Genomic DNA, 24,783 nt, shown 5'->3' on the forward strand with positions numbered 1-24,783 from the left:
ACCGAAGTTACAACCCAGGTCACGCCTAGCCCGTTGATAACCTGACGCAACTCGGCAGAAGGAGGGCAGGCGGTGGCGGTCAGCATGTCCGATGTGGCGCGCCACGCGGGTGTGTCGCAGCGGACCGTCTCGAACGTCGTGAACAACTACGTGCACGTCGCCCCCGCCACCCGCGCCCGCGTCCAGGCCAGCCTCGACGCCCTCGGGTACCGCCCGAACACCGCCGCCCGCCGCCTGCGCACCGGCCGCGCGGGCACCGTCACGCTGGCCGTCCCGACCTTCCGTGAGCGGTACTTCGCCGACCTCGCCGAAGCGATCGTCACGGCCGCCCGGGACCGCGGTACGACGGTCCTCGTCGAGACCACCGGCGGTCGCCACGAGACCGAACTCGAACTGCTTCGCGGCGGCGGCGAGGTCCTCACCGACGGCGTGATCATGAGTGCGGTCTCGCTCGGCCGCACCGATCAGCGCAGTACCCGCCCGGTCGTCCTGGTCGGGGACCGGGAGCCGGGCAGTGCGATCGACCACGTCGGGATCAAGAACCGCGAGGCGGCCCAGGCCGCGGTCACCCACCTGCTCGACACCGGCCGCAAACGCATCCTGCTGCTCGGCGCGAACCACGGCCCGAAACGCTCGTACCAGCTCCGCCGCCAGGGCTACCAGGCCGCTCTCAAGAAGCACGGGATCACCGAAGCGCTGCTGGTCGACTGCGGCTGGACGGCAACCGCCGCGGCCGACGCTGTTACGCGGACCTTCGCGGACCTGAGACCCGACGGGATCTTCGCGATGAACGACTCCGCGGCACTGGGCGCGCTGCGCGCGTTGCAGCGCGCGAACGTCGACGTACCGGGTGATGTGTCGGTGATCGGGTTCGACGACATCGTCGAGTCGAGTCTGTCCACGCCGACCTTGAGCACGGTCGCGCCGCTGCTGGGTGAGATCGCGGTCAACGCGCTGGACCTGCTCGAGGAACAACTCGCCGAGGACCACCTCCCGCAGCACCGGATGGCCGGCTACGAACTCCGGATCCGGGAGAGCAGCACCCGCTGAGACCATCTCTGCGTGACCTCTTGTGGCGCAGATTTGCTACGTAGTAAATTCCCGCACCATGACACGTACCGCTCTCGCCCCCAGGTTCACCGGAGCCGGAAAGATCGAGTTCGCGGATCACGAGTACGCCGATCCCGGACCGGGGCAGCTCCTGCTCTCCGTCCAGGCCAACGCTCTGTGCGGCACCGACCGCCACCAGTATTTCGACGGCTCCTCCGTGGTCCCTGGCCACGAGGCGGCCGGCACCGTGCTGCTCACAGGTGAAGGCACCAGCACCCCGGTCGGCACTCGCGGCGCCGTCTTCCTGATGGACTACTGCGGCGAGTGCCGCAGCTGCAAGTACGGCGCCACCAACCAGTGCTTCGCGAAACGCGCCGACATGGGTTTCTCCCACGACGGCGGCTACGGCCCGTACGAACTCGTCCACGAGTCCAACTTCTTCCCCGTCACCGACGACATCGAGATCGGCAACGCCACGATGCTGCTCGACGTGATGGGCACCAGCACGCACGCCCTCGGCCGCGCGGCGCTCGTCCGCCAGGACGTCGAGAGCGTCTACATCGCCGGCGCCGGCCCGATCGGCCTCGGCCTGACCGTGATGAGCAAGCTCACGTACGGCGCCGACGTCCCGGTCTACATCTCCGACGTGTCCCGCTGGCGGCTCGACTTCGCCGAGACGTTCGGCGCGATCCCGCTGCTCGCCGACGACGTCTCCGCGGCCGGCCATCCCGATGTCGCGTTCGATGCCTCTGGCAAGGAGTCCGCACGCCGGACCGCGCTCGACATCATCAGCAAGCGCGGCGCGCTGATCTGCGTCGGACACGGTGAGGGCGTGACACTGAACGCCTCCGACGACCTGATCAGCCCCGAGCACGCCGTCCTCGGCAGCGAGTACTTCCGGTACGACGAGATGCCCGGCAACCTTGCGATCCTGTCCGAGCACCAAGAGCTCATCTCGCGGGTCATCAGCCACCGCTTCCCGGTCGAGGAGATCAGCCAAGCGTTCCGGCTGTTCATGGCCGGCGAGACGGGCAAGGTCGTCATCACCCAGGAGGGCGCCTCGTGAGAGTCGCGGTCGTCGGCGCCGGCGGGTGGGGCGAGCACCACGCGCGGATCTTCTCCCGCCGCCCGGACACCGAACTGGTCGGCGTCTTCGGTCGCACCGCGGCCCGGACCGAGGCGCGCGCCCAGCAGTACGGCACCACGCCGTACACGGATCTGGACGAGATGCTGCGCGACGCGCGCCCCGAGCTGATCACGGTCTGCCTGCCGAACGAGGACCACTACGACATCACGCTCAGGCTGGTGCGCACCGGCGTACCGCTGCTGGTCGAGAAGCCGCTCGTCTTCGACCTCACCGAGGCGGACACGCTGCTCGACGAGGCGGGCGGCAACTTCTTCGCGATCAACTTCAACCACCGGTACGCCGAACCCGTCCAGCGCGCGAAGGCGCTGATCGACGCGGGTGAGCTCGGCGAGCTCGTCTTCGCGACCTGGCGGTTCGGCGGCGAGGCGAACCGAGGCGGATCGCCGCATGCGGGCCTGATCGAGACGCAGTGCCACGGGTTCGACATGCTCGAGCACCTGGCCGGCGCGATCACCGCGGTCTCCGCGCACATGACCGACAAGACGTACGGCGCCTTCAGCACAGTCGCCCTCGCGCTCGACTTCGAGAACCGCGCGGTCGGCACGATGCTCGGCACGTACGACTCGTCGTACGCGTATCCCGACACGCAGCGCATCGAGATCAACGGCACAGAAGGCCGCCTGGTGATCCACGACACCGTCCGCGCGCTGACGTTCAGCAAGGCGGGCGACCCGGTCGAGCAACGCTGGCACTCGACGTACTTCGATGACGAGGCGCGCAACTTCGCCGGCACTTTCGACCGTCATGTCGACGCACTGCTGGACGCTCTCCGTGCCGGTGAGCAGCCGCCGGTGCACGCCCGCGCGGGTCGGCGAGCGCTGCAACTCGCACACGCCGCCATCGAGTCACACGAGACCGGACGAAAGGTCACTACCGGGTGATCGCGTCGGCCTTCGCCTGCAGGTAGCGCTGCTCCGGGAGGCTCGTCGTACGGCGGGCGGCGGTGAGGTAGAGGTCGCGCGCCTTGGAGACGTCGCCCGCGCGCTCGTAGAGGTGCGCGCGGACGGCGTCCAGGCGGTGCGTCTCGGTGATGTTCTTATCGCCTTCCAGGGTCGCGAGCAGGTCGAGACCCGCCTGTGGTCCTTCGACCTGAGCGAGCGCGATCGCCCGGTTGAGCGTCACCATCGGGTTCGGAGCGAGTTGCTCGAGCACCAGGTACAGCGAGTAGATCTGCCGCCAGTCGGTCTCCTCCGCGCTCGGCGCCTCCGCGTGTACGGCGGCGATCGCGGCCTGCAACTGATACGGCCCGACCGTGCCCTTCTTCAGCGTCTCCAAGGTCAGGTCCGCACCCTCGGTGATCTGGGCACGGTCCCACAACGTCCGGTCCTGCTCGTCGATCGGCACCAGCTCGCCGTCGGCGGTCGTCCGCGCCGCGCGCCGCGAATCGGTCAGCAACATCAACGCCAGCAGGCCCGCGACCTCGCCGTCGTCCGGCAGCGCCGCGCGCAACATCCGCGCCAGCCGGATCGCTTCCGCCGTCAGCTCGACCCGCTGCAGCTCCTCCCCCGAGCTCGCGGTGTAGCCCTCGTTGAAGATCAGGTACAGCACCTGCAGTACGACGCGCAGCCGCTCGGCCTGCTCGGACTCGGGCGGCATCTCGAACCGGCTGCCGGCCGCCTTGATGCTCTTCTTGGCCCGGCTGATCCGCGGCGCCATCGTTGCCTCGGGCACCATGAAGGCGCGGGCGATCTCCGCCGTACTCAGACCGCCGACCGCGCGCAACGTCAGCGCGACCTGCGAGGCCGGAGTGACAGCTGGATGGCAACACAGGAAGAGCAGCGTCAACGTGTCGTCGGTGTCCGGCGCCTCGCCGATATCGGCGCCTGGGGCCACCAACTCCTCCGGCCCGGCCATCGCCGCGACGTTGTCCTCCCGCCGCCGGCGCGCGCTCTCGCTACGGAACGCATCGGTCAGCCGCCGAGTCGCGACCGTGATCAGCCACCCGCGCGGGTTCTCCGGTACGCCGTTCACCGGCCACTGCGTCGCCGCCGCGAGCAACGCCTCCTGCACGGCGTCCTCACACAGATCGAACTGCCCGTGCCGCCGCACCAGAAACCCCAGCACCTGCGGCGCGAGTTCGCGCAGCAACTCCTCCACGTTCACCCCGCCGAGCCTACGCGCCGAACAGTCAGCAGCTCGACAGTACGTATACGTCCACTGGGCCCGATCGGCCGGGTCGCCGAGCGCGAACGCACCCGCGCCGGGCGGACACCTCCTGTCGAGCTGCCGATCACCGAAAGGCCCACCCCGACCATCGCTCCGCCCGGACCACGATCACCGGCCCGCGCGGCGGGTCCGCCTCGTACTGCGGGTACTTCGCCACCAGCAGCTCGACGGCCGCCGCGTGCTCCGCCGCCACGCGTGCGACAGCATCCACGCGGACCCACCACAGATGCGTCCAGTCCTCGTCGTACTCGTCGACCAGTACTGCGACGCGCGGATTCGACTCGATGTTGCGCAACCGCTTCAGGGCGGTCGTCGTCTTCGGCTTCTGGTCGATCGCGATGAACAGTTCGTCACCATGGACGGCGTACGTCACCGGCACGAGGTGAGGGCGCAGATCCTCGCCGACCGTTGCCAGCCGTCCGACCCGCGCGGCTGCCACCCGGGCCCGGCACCCAGCCTCGTCGAGTTTCACCGCTGCAGATGTCGCAAGGCGGCGGTCGGGATCCTGCGGGTGATCGGGCCGATGACCGACGCGTCGCGCAGCGCGGTCCGGGCCGCGAGGTGTCCGCAGGCGCCGTGCACGCCACCACCGGGGTGAATCGCGGAACTGCCGAGGTACAGGCCGTCGACGAACGTCCGCGCACTGCCGAGCCCGATCGTCGGGCGGAACACCAACTGCTGGTGCAGTTGCATCGTCCCGCCACCGAGCGCGCCGTACCCGAGGGCGGCGTTCGCCGACTCCAGCGTCGACGGTCGCTGCAGGTCGCGGCCGATGACCAGATCGCCGAACCCGGGCGCGAACCGCTCGATCGCCCGCTCCATCCGGCCGGCCAGCTTCTCCGCCGCCGCGTCGTCGGCGATGCCGCGCGGCAGGTGCGCGTACGCCCAGACCGCCTCGGTGCCCTCCGGCGAGCGCGACGGGTCCGCCTTCGTCGTCTGCCCGATCAGCAGGAACGGCTGCGACGGCACCCGCCCGGTGTCGAGATCGGCCGACAGGTGCACGAGCTCATCGGCCGTCCCACCCAGGTGGACGACGCCCGCCGACCGGGCCTCGACCGCCTTCCACGGGATCGGGCCGCTGAGCCGGAAGTTCAGCTTGACCGTCGGGTAGTCCCATTCGAACCGCTCGTCCAGATCGCGCCGCAGACCCGCGGGAATCAGTGCCTCGGGCAACAAGTCGCCGTACAGGACCGGTGCGGACGTGTCCGCGACGACCGCCCGCTCGACCGCGACCGTCTCTCCCGACGCCGTGTTTACGGCGGTCACGCGGCCCGCGGAGACGTCGACCCGGGTCACCGGCATGCCCGGGACCAGCAATGCGCCGGCCCGCTCGGCGCGGCGCACCATCGCTCCCGAGAACGCGGACGAGCCGCCGGTCGCCACCGGATAGCCGACATCCTGTGCCAGCATCGCGAGCAGCCAGCCCATCGTGCCGCTGACGCTGCCCGACAACGGCGCGTCCGCGTGCAGCGCGTTCCCGGCGATGATCGCCGGACCGTGCTTGCCGGTGAACAGCTCCTGGCCCATCCGGTGCATCGGCATCGCCATGAACCGCGCGAACCGCAGCAGCTCACCGACCGACCCGAGCTTGCGGGCCAGCTTGACCCCCGGAACGACCGGGGGCCAGGTGGTGAGCAGCGCGTTCAGCAACGGCTCGCGCACCGAGACGTACTGCTGGTACAGCCGCAGCCATGCGTCCCCGTCGCCCGGGTGCTCGGCGCCGAGCGACTTCGCCGTGTCCTCCGGGTCCGGATGGATCGCGGCCGCGGCGCCGTCCTCGTCGAGCAGGTGCACCAGCGGCAGCGGCGCGTGCGCCCATTTCAGGCCGAACTTCTCCAGCTCCAGCGCGCGGATCACCGGGGACGCGACGCCCAACGGGTAGTTCGAACTGAAACGATCGCTCGTCCAGCCGCCTTCCTCGGTCGACCGGACGGCCCCGCCGAACGTGTCGGCGGCCTCCAGCACCAGCACGTCCCAGCCCGCGTCGGCGAGCGTGATCGCGCTCACCAGACCGTTCGGTCCCGAGCCGATCACCACGGCATCAACACTGCGCGGCAGCATGCTTCGAGCCTAACGTGACCGGGACTCGATCTCCCGCATCAGGGTGCTGAGCTCGCGGGCGCGCCCGACCATCGCCGGGTCGACCATCCGGCCGTCGGGCAGCACGATCACCCCGCCGTCACCGACGCCGGCCTCGTCCACCGCCGCCAGCAGCGCCTCCGCCGCGGCCACCTGATCCGCCGGCGGCGTGAACGCCTCGACGATGGTGGGCAGCTGCCGCGGGTGGATCGCCGTCCGGCCGACGAACCCGAGACCGCGGCCCTCCTCCGACGTACGGCGAAGTCCGTCGACGTCCTGCACGTTCGGGAACACCGACATCATCGGCGCGCCGAGCCCTGCCGCCCGGGACGCCGAGACCAACCGGCCACGGGCCCAGCCGAGCCCCGCCGGACCGTCGACGCCGAGCGCACTCGACAGGTCAGCCTCGCCGAGGCCGATCGCGACCACCCGCGGGTCCGCCGTGGCGATCTCGAACGCCCGCTCGACCCCGAGCGGCGACTCGATCAGCGCGGTGATCCTTGCCGTCGGCACCTTGTCCAGCACGGCCCGGACATCGTCCGCGCTCTCCACCTTCGGCACCCGGATCCGCACCGCCGGGACCGCGGAGATCGCGGCCAGGTCGTCCTCGATCCACGGCGAGTTCAAGGCGTTCACCCGGATCTCCACCGGGCCGTTCACGTTCGCCGCGAGCCAGGCGACCGCCCAGCCGCGGGCGTCCGCCTTGTCCGCGACCGGGACCGCGTCCTCCAGGTCGAACACGACCAGATCAGGGCCCGCGGCAACAGCCTTTGCGAACCGGTCCGGCCGGTTGGCCGGAACATACAGTGCCGTCAGCACTTGAAAGCCCCCTCCAGGCGACTACACCTAGACAACCCCAGCTGCTCGCAGTGCCGCGAGCTGGTCCGGTGTCACTCCGATCTCGGCGAGCACCTCGTCGGTGTTCGCACCGTGCGGCCGTCCGGCCCACTTGATCGACCCCGGCGACTCGGACAGCCGGAACAACACATTCTGCATCTCGACCGGTCCGCCGAGCTCCTCGTCGTCGACGCTGACGATCGTCCCGAGGGCGGCGTACTGCGGATCGGCGACGATCCCGCGGATGTCGTGCACCGGTCCGACCGCGGCCTCGGCCTTCTCGAACTCCGCCATCACCAGCTCCAGCGACCGCTCCGCGATCCACGATCCGACCGCGTCGTCGAGCTCGTCGGCATGCTCGGCCCGCTCCCGCCCGGTCGCGAACCACGGCTCGGCGACCAGATCGGCGCGGCCGACCAGCGTCACCACCCGCTCGGCGATGCTCTGCGAACTCGTCGACACCGCGACCCAGCGCCCGTCGAGGGTCCGGTACACGTTCCGCGGGGCGTTGTTCGACGACCGGTTCCCGAGCCGCGGCTGCACGTACCCGGTCTGCTGGTACGCCGTGATCCCGCCCCCGAGCATCATCAGGATCGGCTCGATGATCGCCATGTCGATCACCTGGCCCGCTCCGGACCGGTCCCGTTCACGCAACGCCACCAGCACGGCGTACGCCGTCGCGAGCGCGGTGATCCCGTCGGCGAGACCGAACGGCGGCAGCGTCGGCGGGCCGTCCGGCTCACCGGTGACCGCCGCGAAACCACTCATCGCCTCGGCCAGCGACCCGAACCCGGGACGCCGCGACCACGGCCCGACCTGCCCGAACGCCGTCACCCGCGCGATCACCAGCCGCGGATTGGCCTCGAGCAGCACGTCCGGCCCGAGCCCCCAGCGCTCCAGCGTGCCGGGCCGGAAGTTCTCGACCAGCACGTCATGGGACTTGACCAGGTCGAGGAACACCTCGCGGCCACGGGACAGGTCCAGCGTCGCGAGCCGCTTGTTCCGGCCGAGGGTCTTGAACCAGAGCCCGACCCCGTCCTTCGAAGCGCCGTGCGTCCGCGCGGCGTCCGGCCGGGACGGGTGCTCGATCTTCGTCACGTCGGCGCCGAAGTCACCGAGGAAGGTCGCCGCCAGCGGTCCCGCGAACAGCGTCGCCGCCTCGAGCACCTTCACACCGTCAAGCGCTGCAGGTCTCATCCCGCGCACCGGAAACCGATGGTCGCCGAGCGGTCGAGACCGCCACCGGTGAGCACCAGTTTGAAGCTCACCTCGGGTTCCTGCGGTCCGCCGTCGGCGTACCAGTCGGAGCCCTCGGCGACGTAGTGCGAGCCGCCCTTCACGATGCAGAACCGGCTGCGGCCGTCGCGGTGCTCGCTCTCGGTCAGGTTCCAGACCAGCGGCTCCAAGCGGACGAACCCGTCGAGGGCGGCAGCGACCTGCCACTCGTCCTCGGTGGGGAGCCGGCCACCACGCCAGGCCGCGTAGGCCCTCGCGTCCGGCAGGTCGACGTACGTCACCGGCTGGTCCTCGGTGCCCGGCACCGGCGCGCCGTCCACCCAGTGCTTCAGGAACCGGTTCGTCACCAGCGGCCGGTAGCCCGTCGCGGCCAGGAACGCGGCGTACTCCGCGTTCGTCACCTCGGTGATCGCCACCGAGACCTCCGGCAGCGACACCTCCCGCGTCACGGTCTGGATGTCGTGCAGGCGAGGCGGCAGCGGCTTCCACTCCTCGACGTACGGCGCGGTGTCGTACAAACCGGTTTCGCGCCGCCGGTGCGTCACAGTCAGCGTCCGCTCCCCCGCCGGCACGACGACCGCCGCACCGATCTCGACCGGCCCCGCGACGGCAGGCACCACGACGCGCTCGGCCGGTCGCACCGGGAACGCGGACTCGTCGACATGCGCCCGCGGCATCGTGCCCAGCCTTCGGGCTGTCGCCCGGCACGAGGCGCCGGCGGTCGCGCCGACCCGGACGATGCCGGCCACACCACGGCCGGGGACGACCAGGTGGACGCCGTCGTCGTCCGCGGTGATCGGCACGCCGGTCGTCACGTCGTACCAGTCGCCGACCTGGTCCTCGGAGCGCAGCACGATGCCGTCGAAGTCCTGCTCGTCGCGGTTGATCAGCGTCCAGAAGGTGATGTCGGCCAGGTCGAACCGCGATCCGTGGACACCGTGCTCACGGGCCTTCTCCGGGATCTCGGGCGTCAGCTGGATCCAGTCGCCGTTGATCAGCACCGGCGCGAACGCGCGCTGGGCGGCGACCATCCGGCGCAGCGTCGCGCGGTCGCGGGCGTTCCACCCGACCCACGCCGAGAACACCGACTCCCAGATCAGCATGCCGACGCCGTTCACCCAGGCCGACTGCAGCTCGTCGCTGTGGTCGCGGTTCCACCGGCGGGTGTGGTGCATCATGTGCCGGCGCTCGAACAGGTGCGCCCGCAGTACGCCGGGGGCGTCGGTGTCCGCGAACCACTGCGCCCAGGACAGCGCATGGTCCCCGATCCTTGCCATCGGCAACCGGGACTCGCCTTCCAGCGCGATCGCCGGGTTCGCCTGCCGGATCGCCCGGGTGAACGCCGGGTCGCCTTCCTTCAGGGTGTCCAGGAAGACGCCGTCGACGTCGTAGTCACTGACCAGGGCGGCGAACTCGTCCGCGTCCGAGCGGGCCGCGCGGCGGGTGCCGACGTCCCACGGGTTGTAGTCGAAGAACACCTTCAGGCCGAGCCGGTGCAGGTCGTCGATCAGCTCCCGCAGGCCCGGGACATCACGGTAGAAGTCGAACTGGTTCCGGTCGTCGATCCCGATCACCGGGTAGGCGTGCCAGAGCACGATGGCGTCGTGCCCACCGAACTCGTCGACGCCGTGCCGGACGAACTTCTCCGGCGTGAACTTCCCGGTCCCGACGTCGTACAGCAGGTCGTCCCAGAGCCAGACCAGCGCCACGGAGTATGCCGTCTGCGTCCACTCGCGACCTGGTTCGTCGTAGTGCGAGCCGTCGTAGCGGGTCCTTTCGAAGGCGCCGAACCGCCACTCGGCGAGCTTGGCCCGCCAGCGCGGCAGCTCGGCCGGGTCCTCGGGGGCGCCGAGGATCTTGGCGTCGTCCAGGAACGACAGGTCCGCCCCGGCCCCCAGATCGACCCGGGCAGGTAGGTCGATGGGCCGCGGTTCGAGCGGATTCACAGGTACACCTCCGCATAACGCGCGTCGATTGCATCCCCGTGCGGCACCGAGGGAATCGCCCCCGAGAACTGAACACTCAATGAAGCAGCAACGTTAGCGCGTCGGACCGCGTTCGTCAGGTCGCCTGCCGTGATCGAGTCGTTAGCTGATGCGGAAGCCAAAGCTGCCGCCAGCACGCCGCAGAACGTGTCGCCGGCCGCCGTCGTGTCGACGACGTCCACGCGGACGCCGGGCACCGCGATCTCGCCCGAGTCGCGAGTCAGGATCACCGCGCCGTCGCCGCCGAGCGTGACGATCGCGGCCGGCACCTTCTTCAGCAGCGCGGACCGGTCCGGCCCGGCGATCGCCTCGGCCTCGGACTCGTTCACCACCAGCAGGTCAACCCCGGCGAGCAGCGCGTCGGACAGCTCGGCCGCCGGCGCCGCGTTCAGGATGAAGTACGCCGACGCCGCCGCGGCCGCCTGCACCGTCGGGAACGGGATCTCCAATTGGGAAAGCACGATTCTCGCATCGCCGATCGCGGCCGCCGCGGCGGCCGACAGGTTCAGCTCGCCGTTCGCACCGGGAGCGACGACGATCGAGTTCTCACCGCTCTCCTCGACCGTGATGATCGCCGTTCCGGTCGGGGCGTCGCTGGTCGTCGCCAGCGAGAGGTCGACACCGGAGTCCTCGAGCGCGGCCCGCAACAGGGCGCCGCCGTCGTCGGCGCCCAGGGCGACGACCATCGCCGTCCGGGCACCGGCCCGCGCCGACGCGACCGCCTGGTTGGCGCCCTTGCCACCGGGACCACGGGTCATCGGCCCCGCCAAGACTGTCTCCCCCGGCCGCGGGATGCGCTGGACCGGAAGCACCAGGTCCACGTTCGCGCTGCCCACGACCACGACCTCAGACGCCACCCCTGGCCACCTCCACAGTCCTCCGCGCCAGCTCGCCGATCGCGATCTGATTCATTCCCGGCAGGCTCGTGGCCACCCGGTTGTCCAGTGGTGTGGACCACTCTGCCGGAACCCCACGCGTCGCGCCAAACACGGCTCCGACCGTGGCGCCCACCGAGTCGGTGTCCCAGCCACCCATGACCGCGCGACCGATCGCGGTACCGAAGTCCGGTGCGGTCAGCGCGTAGGCGGCGAGGGCGGTGTTGTTCACCGCGTGCACCCAGTGCAGGTCGCCGTACTCCGCGTGCAGCGCGTCGAGTGCCTCGTCCAGCTCGGCGTCGGCGAGGCCGAGTCCGAAGCGGACCGCCCGGGCGATCGCGCCCTGGCCGAGCACGTCCAGACCGGCGATCGCGGCCTTCACGGGGTCGTCGAGGACGAGGGCCGCGGCGGACATCGCGGCCACCCACAGTGCCCCGTCGACGCCGGCGCCGGTGTGACTGAGCCGGGCGTCGACCAGGGCGAGGCGGGCGGCCGCTGTCCGGTCGCCCGGGTGGGCCCAGCCGTAGACGTCGGTGCGGATCTGGGCGCCGATCCACTCGCGGAACGGGTTCCCGACGACGGCCGCGCGGGCCGGCTCGACACCTTCCAGAAGGTTGCGGTAGGCAACGCGCTCGGCGGTGAACACCCGGCCCGCGGGCAGGTCGCTCAGCCAGCTCTGCGCCACGTCCTCGGTGCTGAGCCCACGCCCGTACCGCTCGAGCATCAGGAGTGCGAGGATCGCGAAGTTGAGGTCGTCGTCCTCGGGCATGCCGTCGATGACCTCGCGCAGGCTGGTCGGCTTCGACCGCCGGTTCCACGGCCAGCGCCGCTGCACGTCGTCCGGTACGCCGATCGCGGTGATGTACCGCGTCAACGGCCACTGACCGGAGCTCGCCAGGATCTCCCGGATGCCTTCGCGCGGAATCTTCTCCACCGGTTTGCCGAGCAGGTTCCCGGCGGCGCGGCCGAGCCATGCGTTCAAGGTCCGGGTCTCGAGATCGACCGGCGCGCCCAGCGACGGCAGCTCGGGAATCTCCGGCGCACTCCACGGCGCGGTCCGGGCGTCGAGTACGTCGAGCAACTCCCGCGCCAACGCCCGCAAGGCAGGCGTCGCCGGCTCGGCCGAGGCGCCGGACACCGGCGCATCCGTCGTACCACCGGCGGCGATCCAGCGGGCCTGTACGTCGGTGACGTCGACCCCCTCGGAACGCGCTTGGACCAGTTGGTGCGGGAGGAGGTCCTCCGGCTGCACCCAGGTCAATCTCATCGAGGCTCTTCCTTCCCGTGTTGCGCCAGGCGAAACACACACCTGGATCGTTCGCTCCGCGCGGGCCGATACTTCCGGCCATGGTCACCCGCCGCGGTCTGCTGACCGCCACCGGCGCCGCCGCCGCGCTCGCTCTGACTGGAAACCTCCCCGACCTCGCCGATGCGGTAGGAATACCGCACCGCACCGACAAAAGGCCGCTGTTCACGCTCGGGGTCGCCTCGGGCGACCCGCTCCCCGATGCCGTGGTGATCTGGACCCGGCTCGCCCCCGGACCGCTCGAACCGTTCGGCGGGATGGACGACCGCGCGGTCGACGTCGAGTGGGAGGTCGCCGAGGACGCGACGTTCCGCACGGTGGTACGACGCGGCACGGCCCACGCGCGTCCGGAGTACGCGCACACCGTGCACGTCGACGTCCGCGGCCTGCGTCCGTGGCGCCACTACTTCTACCGCTTCCGCGCCAACGGCCAACTCAGTCCGACCGGTCGGACGCGCACCGCGCCCGCGCCGTCCGACGAGCCCGCCGTCACGATGGCGGTCGCGTCCTGCCAGGCCTTCTACGACGGCTTCTACACCGCGTACCAGGACGTCGTACGCCGGGATCACGACGTCGTGCTGTTCCTCGGTGACTACATCTACGAGGTCGGCGTCGGTCCGGCCGCGGGCGTCCGCAACCAGGCCGTCCCGGTCGACTTCGCCGGCGAGATCTTCACCCTCGACGAGTACCGGGCGCGCTACGCCCTGCACAAGACCGACCCCGACCTGCAGGCCGCGCATGCCGCGGCGCCGTGGATCGTCACCCTCGACGACCACGAGGTCGAGGGCAACTGGGCCGGGTACGTCTCCGAGGACGGTCTGCCGTACGACGAGTTCCTGGTCCGCCGGGCGAACGGATTCCGCGCGTACTGGGAGCACATGCCGTTGCGTCTCGACCAGTCCCCCGACGGCCCGTCGATCCGCTTGCACCGGCACCTGCGCTACGGCCGCACCGCCGACCTGAGCGTTCTGGACACGCGGCAGTTCCGCGACGACCAGACCAGCACCGGTGGCTGGCTGCCGCCGGACGCTGTGTCGGCCGACCCGGCCCGCACCATCACCGGCGCCGCGCAGGAACGCTGGCTGCTCGACACGCTCGGCAAGTCGACCAGCCGCTGGAGCGTCGTCGCGCAACAGGTCGCGATGGCCCAGCTCGACCGCAGGACCGGGCCGGAACTCGAGCTCCCGATGGACACCTGGAACGGGTACGTCGCCTCGCGCGACCGCGTCCTGTCCGGCGTCCGGGACCGGGACGTGCGGAACTTCGTCGTACTGACCGGAGACCTGCACCGCAGCGTCGCCTCCGACCTGCGCGTCGACTTCGCCGATCAGTCCACGCCGGCCGTGGGCACCGAGTTCGTCACCACGTCGATCTCGTCCGGTAAGGACGGCGTCGACGCCGACGCGACCGGCCGCGCACTGCTCGCCGAGAACCCGCACGTCAAGTTCCAGAACGTCCAGCGCGGCTACCTCAGCTGCCGCCTCGACCGCACGCACTGGACGTCGGAGTTCCGCATCGTCGACCGCGTCACCACACCTGGCGGTACGGCGTCCACCCGCGCCACCCTGGTCGTCGAGGACGGCCGTCCCGGAACCCACCTGGCCTGAACGGACACGCTGATGAAACGCGCCGCTCTCCTGCTCCTGCTCGCCCCTGCCGCTCTCGTTGCTACCAGCAACAACAATCAGATCGACATCAGTGCCACGCCGCAGCCGGTGGAGGTCGTCCCGCTGCCGTGCTTCCCGTCCGGCAAGCTCACGCTCGGGATGACCAATACCGGCCACAAAGCCACCGTCGCCGACATGCGTGTCTCCGGCGACGCCGAGCTGACGCTGTCCCGGCACCAGTTCTCCAGCTACCTTCCGGCCGGCCAACTGGTGAAGGCGCCGCTCGAGATCACCGTCCCGCGCGGCACCGCACCCGCGACCCACACCGTCGACCTGAGCGTCGGCCGCGACCACCTGAAGGTCCCGGTCGCCATCCTGCCCGTCCCGGCCCGCGACAACGTCCTGCTCGGTGAACAGGCCGTCGCGTCCTCCACCAACGGCAACATGCGGCTCTGCGGTGGCGTCGACGGCAACGCGGACTCCGCGCAGTGGGGTGCCAGCGGTTGGCACGACAACACCAAGGGCGTCTTCCCCGACACGTACGGCGTCGACTTCGTCGCGTCGACCAGCGTCGGCCGCGTGGTGCTGCAGACCCTCGACTCGACCACGTACCCCGCGGCCGTGATGGGCATCCGCGACTTCGACGTCCAGGTCCGCGTCGGCGGCACCTGGACCACCGTCGGAGAGATCCGCGGGAACGTCGAGGGCCGCGTAACGGTGAGCTTCGACCCGCGTCCGGTCGACGCTGTCCAGCTCGTCATCCGCGACTCCAACGACCACGGCTACTCCCGCATCGTCGAACTCGAGGGCTATGCCGACTGAGACAGCAACTGACATCTCAGACCAGCGCGTCCAATGCGGCCGCGCGCCGGGCCCACCGCTCGGCGTCGGCCGCACGGATGTCCCGCACCACCGAGGCCATCACGCGACCCGGCTCGTCCAGGTCCGTCTTGCTCGCGTCCGCGATCTTCGCGGCCCAGTCCTCCGGTACGCCGTCCCGCCCGCTCAACGCACCGGTGATCGCACCCGCCATCGACGCGATCGAGTCCGCGTCGCGACCGTAGTTCGTGCCACCCAGGACGGCCCGGCGGACATCTCCCTCGGAGACCAGCACGAAGCCGAGCGCCACCGGGAGCTCCTCGATCGCCTTGGTACGGCTCGGACGACGGGCGTCCATCGACAGCTCACGGTAGTTCGGACCGACCGTGTCGTAGGGCTCGATCGCCTTCCGCAGGACCGGAATCGCCTCCTCCCAGTCGGTGAGACCGTCGCCCCGGGAGACAGCCTCGGCCACCGCCTCGACGGCCCTCCGAGTGCCGTCCTTGGCCAGGTCGAGTGCGGCTCCGACCGCCGACGCGGGCGTCGCGCCGGGGATCATCGCGGCGGCGACGGCGGCCGCGAACACGCCGGCCGCCTCCCGCCCGTAGCTCGACTGGTGCGCACCGGCGACATCGAGCGCCTCGGCGTACGCACCCTCGGGGTCACCCGCGTTGGCGATCCCGACCGGCGCCATGTACATCGCCGCACCGCAGTTGACGATGTTGCCGACGCCGGCCTCCCGCGGATCGACATGCCCGTAGTGCAGGCGCGCGACCAGCCACTTCTCGGCGAGGAAGACGCGCTGCAGGAGCAGCGCGTCCGCCTCGAGCTCCGGGACCCAGCGGGTCCCGTTCAGCATCTTCGGGACCAGCGACTCGGCGACCGCGTAGGCGTCCAGGTGGGCCCGCCGCTCGTCGTACACCTCGACCAGTGCGTGCGTCATCAAGGTGTCGTCGGTGATGTGGCCGTCGCCCTTGTGGTACGGCGCGATCGGGCGCGCCGTCCGCCAATCGTCGTACCACGGGCCGACGATGCCGGTCACCCAGCCGCCGTGCCGCTCCCGGATCGCCTCGGGCGTCCAGCCCTCGACGGCTCCACCGATCGCGTCACCGACCGCGGAACCGACGAGGACTCCTCGTGCCTTCTGCTCCAAGGCGGTGTTGGCTTGTGCAGGCATCAGCTGTTGACCTGGCCCCATCCGTCGCTCAGCTTCTTCCCCAGCGCCGCGGCGTCGGTCTTGTTCGCCAGGAACTCCTGGAACGCCGGCGTCGCGATCTGGTCCTTCCACTTCGGGTAGTTCTCCACGCTCTGGAACGGCGCCTTGGTCAGCTCGGTGCCGCTGGCAAGGATCTGCTGCCAGCCGTTCTTGCCGCCGGTCGCCTTCTGGATCGCGTCCCGGGCCGCCTGCGTGGTCGGGATCAGCCAGTCGCCCTGACCGACCGCGGCCAGGTTCTCGGCCTTCATGAAGTAGTCGACGAACTTCGCCGACTGCTCGACGTGCTTGCCCTCGGCGGGCACCGACAGCGTCTGCGGGTTCGCGGCCTGCTTGCTGCTGGTCCCCTTCAGCGGCGGCAGCACCTCCCACTGGAAGCCCTTCGGGGCCTCTTCGGCGATCTGCTGCGCGACGTAGTTGCCGGCCACGATCATCCCGTACTTCCCGGCGTAGAACCCGGGCAGGACATCGGAACCGCTCTGCGTCAGCGAGGTCGGGTCGATCGACTTGTCGTCGTAGGCCATCGCGTGGATCCGCTTCGGCACCTCGAGCTCGGCGTCGCCGACGGTCGCCTTCGCGTCCTGGCCGCTGCCGTCGAAGAACTTCGCGTCGAAGTTCAGGCCGAGGTTCAGCATCGTCGCGGTCGGGCTCTTCAGGCCCCAGCCGAGACCGTACTTGCCGTTGACGGTGAGCTTCTTCGCGTCCGCGGCCAGGTCGTCCCAGCTCAGCGAGTCACCGGCCGCGGTCACCCCGGCCTGCTTGAGCAGCGCCGAGTTCGCGAACACGACGTACGACTGCAGCAGGGTCGGCGCGGCGTACACCTTGCCGTCCTTGGAGACCGTGTCCCAGACACCCTGCGAGACGGCGTCCTTGGTCTCCTTGCTCAGGTACGGCGAGAGGTCGGCGAGGTACCCCTGGTTGATGAACCCGGTGATGTCGGCGGACTCGTCGTGGATGATGTCCGGCGCGGTCCCGCCCTGGAACTGGGTGACCAGCTGGTCGTGCACCGAGTCCCAGCTGCCCTGGACGTACTCGACCTGGATGTTCGGGTTCGCGGCGTTCCAGTCGTCGACGATCTTCTTCGTCGCGGCCACCGTCGTCTTCTGGAAGGCGAGGCTCTGGAACTTGAGCGTCACCTTCTCGTTCGGATCACTCGAACCCGAACTGTCGTTGCTGTTACCACCGCAGGCCGCAAGCGTCACCAGGGCGCTTGCCGCGAGCAGCGCGGTCATTACCTTCTTCATTACTTCTCCTAACCCTTGACTGCGCCGCTCAACAAACCGGAGGTCAACCGGCGTTGGAGGAAGGCGAAGAACACGAGACTTGGCACGGTCGCGAGGACCGAGGCGGCGGCCAATGGACCGAACTGCACCTGGCCCTCGGCCCCGACGAAGCGGGCGAGTACCAGCGGAAGGGTCTTGAGCTGCGGATCCTGCAAGAGCACCAGGGCGAAGAAGAACTCGTTCCACGCCGAGATGAAGGTGAACATCGCGGTCGCGATCAGTCCCGGCCGGAGCAGCGGCATCACGATCGAGACGATCGTCCGCAACCGGCCGGCACCGTCCACGGACGCTGCCTCTTCCAGTTCGCGCGGCACCGCGGCGACGTACCCCTGGAGCATCCAGAGCGCGAACGGCAGCGACCAGACCATGTACACGATCACCACGCCGGGGATCGTGTTCGTCAGGTGCAACGGCCGCAGGATCATGAACAGCGGGATCACGATCAGGATCACCGGGAACACCTGGCTGACCAGGATCCAGCCGTTGGTCAACGGACGCAGCCGGCTGCGGAACCGCGCCAGCGCGTACGACACCGGCAACGCGACGATCAGCACCAGGATCGTGCTGTAGATCGAGATCTGCAGGCTGTTGCCGAGACCACGGACCAGACCTTGCTCGTTCATCGCGTCGGAGTAGTTCGAGAGGTCGAAGTGCTTCGGCAGCAGGCTCGGCGAGATGCTCGCGAACTCCTGCGGCGACTTCAGCGAACTGGAGATCAGCCAGAGCAGCGGGAAGCCGAGGAACACCAGGTAGCAGATCACCGCGACGTACTGCAGGAAGCGGGTGGCCGGACGCGTTCTCATGCCTCGCTCCGCAGCCGGTTCCGCAGGTAGAAGAAGAGGAACACGATGATGATGACGACCATCACGTCACCCATCGCCGCGGCCATCCCGAAGTTCCCGTAGCGGAACGCCTCGTTGTAGGCGAACAACATCGGCAGCATCGTCTTGCCGCCGGGGCCGCCCGCGGTGAGCACGTAGACCAGGCCGAACGAGTTGAAGTTCCAGATCATGTCCAGGCTGGTGATCGCGACGATCACGGTCTTCAGCTGCGGCAGCGTGATGTACCAGAACTGGCTCCACGCACCGGCGCCGTCGACGGCGGCCGCTTCGTAGAGGGTCCGATCGATGCCCTGCAGGCCGGCCAGCAGCGTGACGGTGGTCATCGGCATACCGACCCAGATACCGACCACGATCACCGCAGGGAGCGCCGTACTGAAGTCGCCGAGGAAGTTGATCGGGTGGTCGGTCAGGTGCAGCTTCTGCAGGATCTCGTTGACCGGGCCGTTGGTCGGGTGCAGCAGCAGCCGCCACATGATCGCGACCACCACCGGGGGCATCGCCCACGGGATCAGCGCGAGCGTCCGGGCGACACCGCGGAACTTCAGGTCGGTGTTCAGCAGCAGCGCGAGGCCGAGGGCGGCGACGAACTGCAGGATCGTCACCGACAAGGTCCAGATCACGCCGATCCGGAACGAGTCCCAGAACAGGTTGTTGTGCAGGAGTTTCGCGAAGTTGTCGAAGCCGACGAAGTTCGTCTCGACGTGCAGGCCGGCGCGCGCGTCGGTGAACCCGAGCGCGATCCCGCGGATCAGCGGGTAGACGCTCAGGACGAGCACCGGCAGCAGCGCGGGCAGGAAGAGGAAGATCGCCTCCCGGTTCTGCCTCGGCTTCCCACCAGGCTTCTTCTTCTCCAGCTGCGGAGGCGCGGTCAGGGTCGCGCTCATGGGGTAGACCTCCTGATACTGAGGGAGGGTTGTACGACGATGCGCCGCGGCGTCCGGTCGTTGTCCTCGATGCGGGCCAGCAACAACTCGGCGGCTCGCCGCCCGCGCTCCGCCGACCCCAGGTTCACACTGGTCAACGGCGGGAAACTCTGCTCGGCCAGTTCGCTGTCGTCCATCCCGACCACGGCCACATCGGCCGGTACGGCGAGTCCGGCGGCCGCGAGCTCGTGCATCAACCCGACGGCGAGCAGATCGTTCGCACAGACCACCGCGTCGAACCCGCCGGCGGCCAGCAGACCGGCGGCCGCCTCGCGTCCCGCGGCGAACGTGAAGTCCGTTGCCTCGGCGACCGCGACGGCTTGCAGGTCGTGGGCCTTCAGCGCGTCGGTGAAACCCTTGGAACGCGCGGCTCCCGGGACGGTGTCGGCGGGGCCGTTCAGGAACGCGATGCGCTTGCGGCCGCAGGACAGCAGGTGGTCGACGGCGAGCAGGATGCCCTTCGGCGAGTTGGCGCGGACCGTGTCGACACCGGCCTTGGCGGGCACGCTACCGGCGACCACCACCGGGACCTCGCACTCGCGGATCGACTTCACCAGATCCTCGTCGACGCGGATCGGGCTGATCAGCAGACCGTCGGCGTACCCGCGGGCCATCCCCCGCACCAGGGCGATCTCGTCGACCACGTCCGGCCCGGTGGTGGTCACCACCAACCGGTACCCGGCCGCCGCCACGACCTCCTCGACCGCCCGCATCATCGTCACGTACACCGGGTTGCCGACGTCCGCGACCGCCAGCGTCAGCTGGAACGTCCGCCCGACCTTCAGCGACCGGGCCCGCGCGTCCGGCACGTACCCGAGCTCGGAGACGGCCCGCTGGACGCGCTCGGCCATCTCCTCGGTGGCCGGCAGCCCGTTCAGCACACGCGACACCGACGCCACCGAGACCCCGGCCGCCCGGGCCACCCCGGCGATCGTCGGACGACTCACGCCGACCTCCTGTAATCGTTCTTGTAATCGTTTACAAGCCCGACAGTAGGGCGCCGTCGCCCAGCGGTCAACCTCAGGACGGCCGGATGGCCAAGCTGTTATCTACAGCATGAGGAGCGGTGTGACGAGTGGTGTCCGACGAGCTACTCGTCGTCTTCCTCGGCGCCCGGGCGCTCCGCCCACGGAGTCTCCTTGGCCGGCCGGACCACGATCAGCTTGTCGCCGGCCGCCAGCACCGACACGTTCGAGTCGTAGTACCGGTGCACCTTGCCGTCGCGGACCACGGAGACCACCCGGTCCGGTACGGCGGACGGCGGCTTCCCGACCTCGCGGCCGAGCACCGGCCGCTCGGCCACCTCGAGACCCTCGCCGTACGTCAGCAGGTCCTCCATCACCTCACCGAGGTTCGGGCTGACCGCGGACAGGCCGAGCAACCGGCCGACCGCCTCGGACGAGGTGACGACGGCGTCGGCGCCGCTCTGCCGCAGCAGCGGCACGTTGTCCTCCTCGCGGACCGCTACCACGATGTGCGCGCTCGGGTTCAGCTGCCGGACCGCGAGCGTCACCAGCACCGCCGAGTCGTCCCGGTCGGTGGTGACGATCACCTCGCGCGCGGACATCACCTCGGCGCGCCGCAGTACCGTCCGGTTGGTCGCGTCGCCGTGGAACGCGGCCATCTGGTCGTTGCCGGCGTCACCGATCGCCTGCGCCCGCGGGTCGATCACCACGATGCTGTCCCGCTTCACCCCGTTGCTGAGCAGCGTCTGCACCGCGGACCGGCCCTTGGTGCCGTACCCGACGACGATGGTGTGGTCCTTCATCCGTTTCCTCCAGCGCGTGTCGCGCATGATCCGGCGACCCTCGTTGGCCAGCACTTCCAGTGTCGTACCGACCAGAACCACCAGGAACGCGATCCGCAGCGGAGTCACGATGAAGGCGTTCACCAGCCGGGCCGCGGGCGTCACCGGCGTGATGTCGCCGTACCCGGTCGTGGTGAGCGTGACGGTTGCGTAGTAGATGCTGTCGATCAGGTCGACTTTGCCGTCGTAGTTGTCCCGGTACCCGTCACGGTCGACCACCACGATCAGCACCATCACGGTCAGCAGTCCCAGCGCGACCAGAAAGCGGCTGAAGAGCTGAAAGAGCGGCGAGCGCGTGCTCGCGGGCAGGTTGACCAGCAGACCGTGTGGGTTCCGACCGGTGGGAAGGGGTGGCACGGGTATGACGATATTGCACGGACGGCCGATCCATCGCATAGGACAGGCTCCGGTCGGACAGTGCGACACTCACCATCAGACTGTCGCCGTCCCGCACCACCCTGGAGCGCATCCGCAACCGCTCGAGGGTCCGTAGCATCGCGTGGTTCTCCGGCTGCACCATGCAGACGACCCGGTCGGCGCCGAGCGCCCGGGCGGAGTCGACCACCTGGCGCAGCAACCGCAGCCCGAGACCCTGTCCCTGCCAGCCGTCCTCGACCAGGACGGCGACCTCCATCGTCGTACTCCCGAGTTCCTCCCACGGCGCCGCGGTCGCCATCCCGATCACCGCGTCGTCGACGCAGGCCACGATCGACACGCCACCGGCGGGCGCGGACAGGTGCCGCGCGGTCCGGGTGGTGAGCTTCGGCATCGGGACGTGGTACCGGCGCGTTCGGCTCTCGTACGAGCACCGCTCGTGCATCGCCACGACGGCGTCGGCGTCCTCGACGGTCGCCGTCCGCAGCATCGGTACGCCGCTCCCGGGCCGGGGCCCCGCCGGCGCCTCGAAGCGCTCGGACAGCCGGCCGGCGATCTCGACCAGCACATCGGCGCGGGCCCATTCGGCCGGCGTGTACTCCTCGAAGCCCTGCAGGTTCCCCAGTTCGTCGTCCACCGACACCGGGTCGTCGATCAGCCGCAATACGGCGCGCAAGTACCGCGTCGGGGCATCGTTCAGTACGTCGGCCTGGCACGGGCGCACCGTCGTACCGACGCAACCGGCTTCCGCGACCAGAGCCGCCAGACCGTCAGCGGTCCATCCGACCCCGGTGGAGACGACCAACTCGTCGATCGCACCGGTCTCGGCGGTGAAGACCTCCAGGTGGAGGATGTTGATGTCGTCCGCACCACACCGTGCAGCGAGTTCGGCCAGGGCACCGGGCCGGTCGGCGAGTTCGGTCCTGATCTTCCAGAGCATGCGGACGCCCTCCCTCGTGGAAACCTGCTAACCAACGCGATCCACTCTGCGACCGGCCTGTTGCCCCACCGGGTCCGGGATGTTACGCCCGCGTCAACGTTTGCGGCGGACCCTCGGCAGGTGCGGCGTGAGCTTCACCCGCCGCGCGGCCAGCACCACCGCGGCCTCGCGCTTGTCCAGGTCCGCGTGCCGGAGCAGCTCGGGATAACTGCTCTGCGGCACCGCCGGGTACGTCGTCACGATCGCGTCCCCGGAGAACACGAAGAAGATCGCCGCGCCGTCCTTGATCACCTTCAGCAACGAACCGTCGCGCACGGTGAGAGCATGCTCGACCGCCTTGCGCCGGGCGGACCTCTTCGCCCACGCGGCCTGCACCGCCTGCTGGGCGGGTTCACGCCCGTGCCGGACCGCCTCGACGACCAACGGCCCGTACCGCACGCCGTACTTGACCAGGTTCTTGGCCAGCTGACTGCTCTTGCCGGCCCCGCCCGTTGCACCCGCCATGGTGCCGAGCGTACTGACTCACCCGGTCAGGAGCCCGGCTTCCAGATATAAGGCACCGTCACCGAGACCGGTCGCAGTCCGAGCCGGGCGAGGATGCCGCGGCTGTCCGGCGACGCGTCGACCTGCAGGTACTTGTACCCGCGCTCGACCGCCAGGTTCCGCCGGTACGCGACCTGTGCCCGGTAGATGCCCCGGCCGCGCCACTCCGGCAGCGTCGAGCCGCCCCAGAGCGACGCGAAGTCGGTGCCGGTGTGGAACCGGATCCACGACCCGCAGACGACCTTCGGGTCGTCCTCGTCGGTCTCCGCCACCACCACGGTCGCCGGATCGTCGTCGGCGATCGCCGCGGTCAGTGCGTCCGGCAGCCAGGAGTGCGAGTGACCCCACACTTCCTCCTCCATCGCCTGCATCCGCTCCAGGTCCGCGCGCGACGTGATCTCGCGCAACCGGATCCCTTCCGGCAGTACGACGTCGCTCGCCAGCTCGGCGACGTCACCGATGAGCAGGCATTCCTCCTCGTCCGGGACGAATCCGGCCGCGGTGAGGCGGGCCGGCAGATCCGCCGGGAGATCGTGCGAGTAGTACTTCCACTCGACCCTCGTCCCGAGCTTCCCGAAGTACTCGACCTGGTCGGCGATCAGCTGGTCCAGCTCGGCCCCGTCGAGACCGCCGAGGTACTGCAGGAAGCCGTCGCCCTCGAAGCCGACCTTGCGGATCAGCGCACCGAGGCGTTCGATCCGGCCGCCGTTCGCGCTGCCCGGGCGGGAGCGGATCTGCTCGTCGTACGCGGACCGGAGGGCGAGGGCTTCCGGTGAGCCGTCCAGAGGAATCACGGGAACAGTAGATCAGCCGCTGCAACGCGTTTTCCCGGTGCCGGGACGCGTCGGCATGCGGCGCTCGGCCGCGTCAGGCACCATGGAGGCCGTGACGACCCCCAATCCGCGTCGGCCGATCATGCCCGGCAACAAGTTGTTCGAGTCGCTGCCCGGTGCGGCCGACCCGGCGACCGTGACCGAGGCCGCCCACCGGACCGCCGAGCTGCTGATTCGCGGCGTGCGGAAGTCCGAGGACGCCGAGGTGCACGCGCGGGTAGTCAAACTCGCCGACGAGTACGGTCTGGACGAGCTCGCCGAGCTCTGGTCCGACTCCCCCGCCGACTCACTGCCGGGCGCCCTCTGGCGACTGTACGTCCTGCGCTCGTGGGTCCACTCCAACGCCGAAGCGGTCTCCCGCGAGTTCGCCACCGGCCGCAAGTACGCCGAAGTACACGCCGTCGTCGCCGGTGTCGCGGAGCCCCCGGGCCCGACCGAGGTCCGCGAGATGGTGGACGCCGTACTGCGGGGTGTCGCGACCGGTGACTTCGCGACCACGCTGGACCGGGCGGCCGCGTTCGCGCGGATCGTGGCGACCGGGCGCGCGCACCTGGCCGACGACGGCCACGACCAGGTCCTGTCCGCGTCGAAACTGGTCGAGACCGCTGACCAGCTGCAGACCGCGGCCCGGGCCGAACGCGCCGGAAATCTCTGGTAGTTGCGTCCGGCGCATCGGGGTGTTATAGCGTCTCGGAGCCCGAGATCTCAACAGGACAAGGGGTTTGGGCACCCGCTACACTGTTCGAGGTGTCGGGCCGGTGCAAGCCCCGGGTCCCAAAATAAGCCGCTACGAGCGGCCACGCGCCGTGAGGCGCTTCCCGGTCCGACGCCTTCTTCTTCCCCGGCAACTGTTGCTGGTAGCAACCACCTCTGAGTTGCCCGGGGCAACGCGGCGCTGTCGCCACCGCAGGTCTGCT

General features: G+C 69.9%; 23 protein-coding genes. 6 read left to right on the plus strand and 17 right to left on the minus strand.

Annotated elements, in window-relative coordinates; translation table 11 throughout:
• Window positions 1–72 precede the first annotated feature (72 nt).
• From ACFYRH_RS18655 to ACFYRH_RS18665, 3 genes are read left to right on the plus strand one after another with little or no spacing between them, the layout of a single operon-like run.
• The gene (locus ACFYRH_RS18655) at window positions 73–1,050 is read left to right on the plus strand and encodes a LacI family DNA-binding transcriptional regulator (protein ID WP_387776139.1); all 978 of its coding nucleotides are present in this window, start codon (window positions 73–75) and stop codon (window positions 1,048–1,050) included.
• Between the two features lie 58 nt (window positions 1,051–1,108).
• On the plus strand, window positions 1,109–2,116 hold the full coding sequence (locus ACFYRH_RS18660) for an alcohol dehydrogenase catalytic domain-containing protein (protein ID WP_387776141.1): 1,008 nt from the start codon (window positions 1,109–1,111) through the stop codon (window positions 2,114–2,116).
• On the plus strand, window positions 2,113–3,078 hold the full coding sequence (locus ACFYRH_RS18665; RefSeq protein ID WP_387776144.1) for a Gfo/Idh/MocA family protein: 966 nt from the start codon (window positions 2,113–2,115) through the stop codon (window positions 3,076–3,078). Before ACFYRH_RS18660 ends, ACFYRH_RS18665 begins: the two co-directional genes overlap by 4 nt.
• Here the strand turns inward: ACFYRH_RS18665 and ACFYRH_RS18670 are convergent.
• The 8 genes from ACFYRH_RS18670 to ACFYRH_RS18705 all read right to left on the minus strand — a co-directional run bounded on the left by ACFYRH_RS18670 (window position 3,068) and on the right by ACFYRH_RS18705 (window position 12,642).
• Complete coding sequence (locus ACFYRH_RS18670; RefSeq protein ID WP_387776147.1) at window positions 3,068–4,300, minus strand: RNA polymerase sigma factor; 1,233 nt, start codon at window positions 4,298–4,300, stop codon at window positions 3,068–3,070. The two genes, ACFYRH_RS18665 and ACFYRH_RS18670, sit on opposite strands and share 11 nt — an antisense overlap.
• Before the next feature lie 127 nt (window positions 4,301–4,427).
• A complete protein-coding gene (locus tag ACFYRH_RS18675) occupies window positions 4,428–4,835 on the minus strand; it encodes a TIGR03668 family PPOX class F420-dependent oxidoreductase (RefSeq protein ID WP_387776150.1) in 408 nt (135 codons plus the stop codon).
• On the minus strand, window positions 4,832–6,424 hold the full coding sequence (locus ACFYRH_RS18680) for a phytoene desaturase family protein (RefSeq protein WP_387776153.1): 1,593 nt from the start codon (window positions 6,422–6,424) through the stop codon (window positions 4,832–4,834). Before ACFYRH_RS18680 ends, ACFYRH_RS18675 begins: the two co-directional genes overlap by 4 nt.
• 9 nt (window positions 6,425–6,433) lie before the next feature.
• Window positions 6,434–7,261 carry an HpcH/HpaI aldolase/citrate lyase family protein gene (locus ACFYRH_RS18685; protein WP_387776156.1) on the minus strand — a complete coding sequence of 276 codons (828 nt, stop codon included), beginning with the start codon at window positions 7,259–7,261 and terminating at the stop codon, window positions 6,434–6,436.
• A 27-nt stretch (window positions 7,262–7,288) separates the two neighbouring features.
• Entirely contained in the window at window positions 7,289–8,476 is a 1,188-nt protein-coding gene (locus ACFYRH_RS18690) for a CaiB/BaiF CoA transferase family protein (protein ID WP_387776159.1), read from the minus strand.
• Window positions 8,473–10,461 carry an SUMF1/EgtB/PvdO family nonheme iron enzyme gene (locus tag ACFYRH_RS18695; protein WP_387776162.1) on the minus strand — a complete coding sequence of 663 codons (1,989 nt, stop codon included), beginning with the start codon at window positions 10,459–10,461 and terminating at the stop codon, window positions 8,473–8,475. The genes ACFYRH_RS18690 and ACFYRH_RS18695 overlap by 4 nt, the downstream gene beginning before the upstream one ends.
• Window positions 10,458–11,357, minus strand: coding sequence for a ribokinase (locus tag ACFYRH_RS18700; RefSeq protein ID WP_387776165.1), 900 nt, complete (start codon window positions 11,355–11,357; stop codon window positions 10,458–10,460). The genes ACFYRH_RS18695 and ACFYRH_RS18700 overlap by 4 nt, the downstream gene beginning before the upstream one ends.
• Window positions 11,347–12,642: an ADP-ribosylglycohydrolase family protein gene (locus tag ACFYRH_RS18705; protein ID WP_387776168.1), complete on the minus strand. Its 1,296-nt coding sequence runs from the start codon at window positions 12,640–12,642 to the stop codon at window positions 11,347–11,349. Before ACFYRH_RS18705 ends, ACFYRH_RS18700 begins: the two co-directional genes overlap by 11 nt.
• 80 nt (window positions 12,643–12,722) lie before the next feature.
• Between ACFYRH_RS18705 and ACFYRH_RS18710 the strand changes: the two genes are divergently transcribed.
• Together ACFYRH_RS18710 and ACFYRH_RS18715 are read left to right on the plus strand one after the other, a co-directional pair.
• The gene (locus ACFYRH_RS18710; RefSeq protein WP_387776171.1) at window positions 12,723–14,288 is read left to right on the plus strand and encodes an alkaline phosphatase D family protein; all 1,566 of its coding nucleotides are present in this window, start codon (window positions 12,723–12,725) and stop codon (window positions 14,286–14,288) included.
• 12 nt (window positions 14,289–14,300) lie between these two features.
• Window positions 14,301–15,110, plus strand: a complete 810-nt coding sequence (locus tag ACFYRH_RS18715; RefSeq protein WP_387776174.1) for a hypothetical protein — start codon at window positions 14,301–14,303, stop codon at window positions 15,108–15,110.
• Window positions 15,111–15,126: 16 nt separating this feature from the next.
• Here the strand turns inward: ACFYRH_RS18715 and ACFYRH_RS18720 are convergent, their stop codons facing one another.
• From ACFYRH_RS18720 to ACFYRH_RS18760, 9 genes are all read right to left on the minus strand, one after another.
• Window positions 15,127–16,284: an ADP-ribosylglycohydrolase family protein gene (locus ACFYRH_RS18720; RefSeq protein ID WP_387776177.1), complete on the minus strand. Its 1,158-nt coding sequence runs from the start codon at window positions 16,282–16,284 to the stop codon at window positions 15,127–15,129.
• Complete coding sequence (locus tag ACFYRH_RS18725; protein WP_387776179.1) at window positions 16,284–17,564, minus strand: ABC transporter substrate-binding protein; 1,281 nt, start codon at window positions 17,562–17,564, stop codon at window positions 16,284–16,286. Before ACFYRH_RS18725 ends, ACFYRH_RS18720 begins: the two co-directional genes overlap by 1 nt.
• 8 nt (window positions 17,565–17,572) lie before the next feature.
• Window positions 17,573–18,406, minus strand: a complete 834-nt coding sequence (locus ACFYRH_RS18730) for a carbohydrate ABC transporter permease (RefSeq protein ID WP_387776182.1) — start codon at window positions 18,404–18,406, stop codon at window positions 17,573–17,575.
• Window positions 18,403–19,329, minus strand: a complete 927-nt coding sequence (locus ACFYRH_RS18735; RefSeq protein WP_387776185.1) for a carbohydrate ABC transporter permease — start codon at window positions 19,327–19,329, stop codon at window positions 18,403–18,405. Before ACFYRH_RS18735 ends, ACFYRH_RS18730 begins: the two co-directional genes overlap by 4 nt.
• Window positions 19,326–20,315 carry a LacI family DNA-binding transcriptional regulator gene (locus ACFYRH_RS18740; RefSeq protein ID WP_387776188.1) on the minus strand — a complete coding sequence of 330 codons (990 nt, stop codon included), beginning with the start codon at window positions 20,313–20,315 and terminating at the stop codon, window positions 19,326–19,328. The genes ACFYRH_RS18735 and ACFYRH_RS18740 overlap by 4 nt, the downstream gene beginning before the upstream one ends.
• Window positions 20,316–20,458: 143 nt before the next feature.
• A complete protein-coding gene (locus ACFYRH_RS18745; protein WP_387776191.1) occupies window positions 20,459–21,409 on the minus strand; it encodes a potassium channel family protein in 951 nt (316 codons plus the stop codon).
• A complete protein-coding gene (locus ACFYRH_RS18750) occupies window positions 21,381–22,490 on the minus strand; it encodes a GNAT family N-acetyltransferase (RefSeq protein ID WP_387776194.1) in 1,110 nt (369 codons plus the stop codon). The genes ACFYRH_RS18745 and ACFYRH_RS18750 overlap by 29 nt, the downstream gene beginning before the upstream one ends.
• Window positions 22,491–22,583: 93 nt before the next feature.
• Window positions 22,584–22,994 carry a hypothetical protein gene (locus tag ACFYRH_RS18755; RefSeq protein WP_387776197.1) on the minus strand — a complete coding sequence of 137 codons (411 nt, stop codon included), beginning with the start codon at window positions 22,992–22,994 and terminating at the stop codon, window positions 22,584–22,586.
• Between the two features lie 26 nt (window positions 22,995–23,020).
• A complete protein-coding gene (locus ACFYRH_RS18760) occupies window positions 23,021–23,827 on the minus strand; it encodes a GNAT family N-acetyltransferase (RefSeq protein ID WP_387776200.1) in 807 nt (268 codons plus the stop codon).
• An 82-nt stretch (window positions 23,828–23,909) separates the two neighbouring features.
• Between ACFYRH_RS18760 and ACFYRH_RS18765 the strand changes: the two genes are divergently transcribed.
• Entirely contained in the window at window positions 23,910–24,524 is a 615-nt protein-coding gene (locus ACFYRH_RS18765) for a hypothetical protein (protein ID WP_387776203.1), read from the plus strand.
• Window positions 24,525–24,783: the final 259 nt, after the last annotated feature.

Origin of the sequence: Kribbella sp. NPDC004875, from assembly GCF_042873375.1 — a bacterium.
In the GTDB taxonomy this organism is placed as follows: Bacteria; Actinomycetota; Actinomycetes; order Propionibacteriales; family Kribbellaceae; genus Kribbella.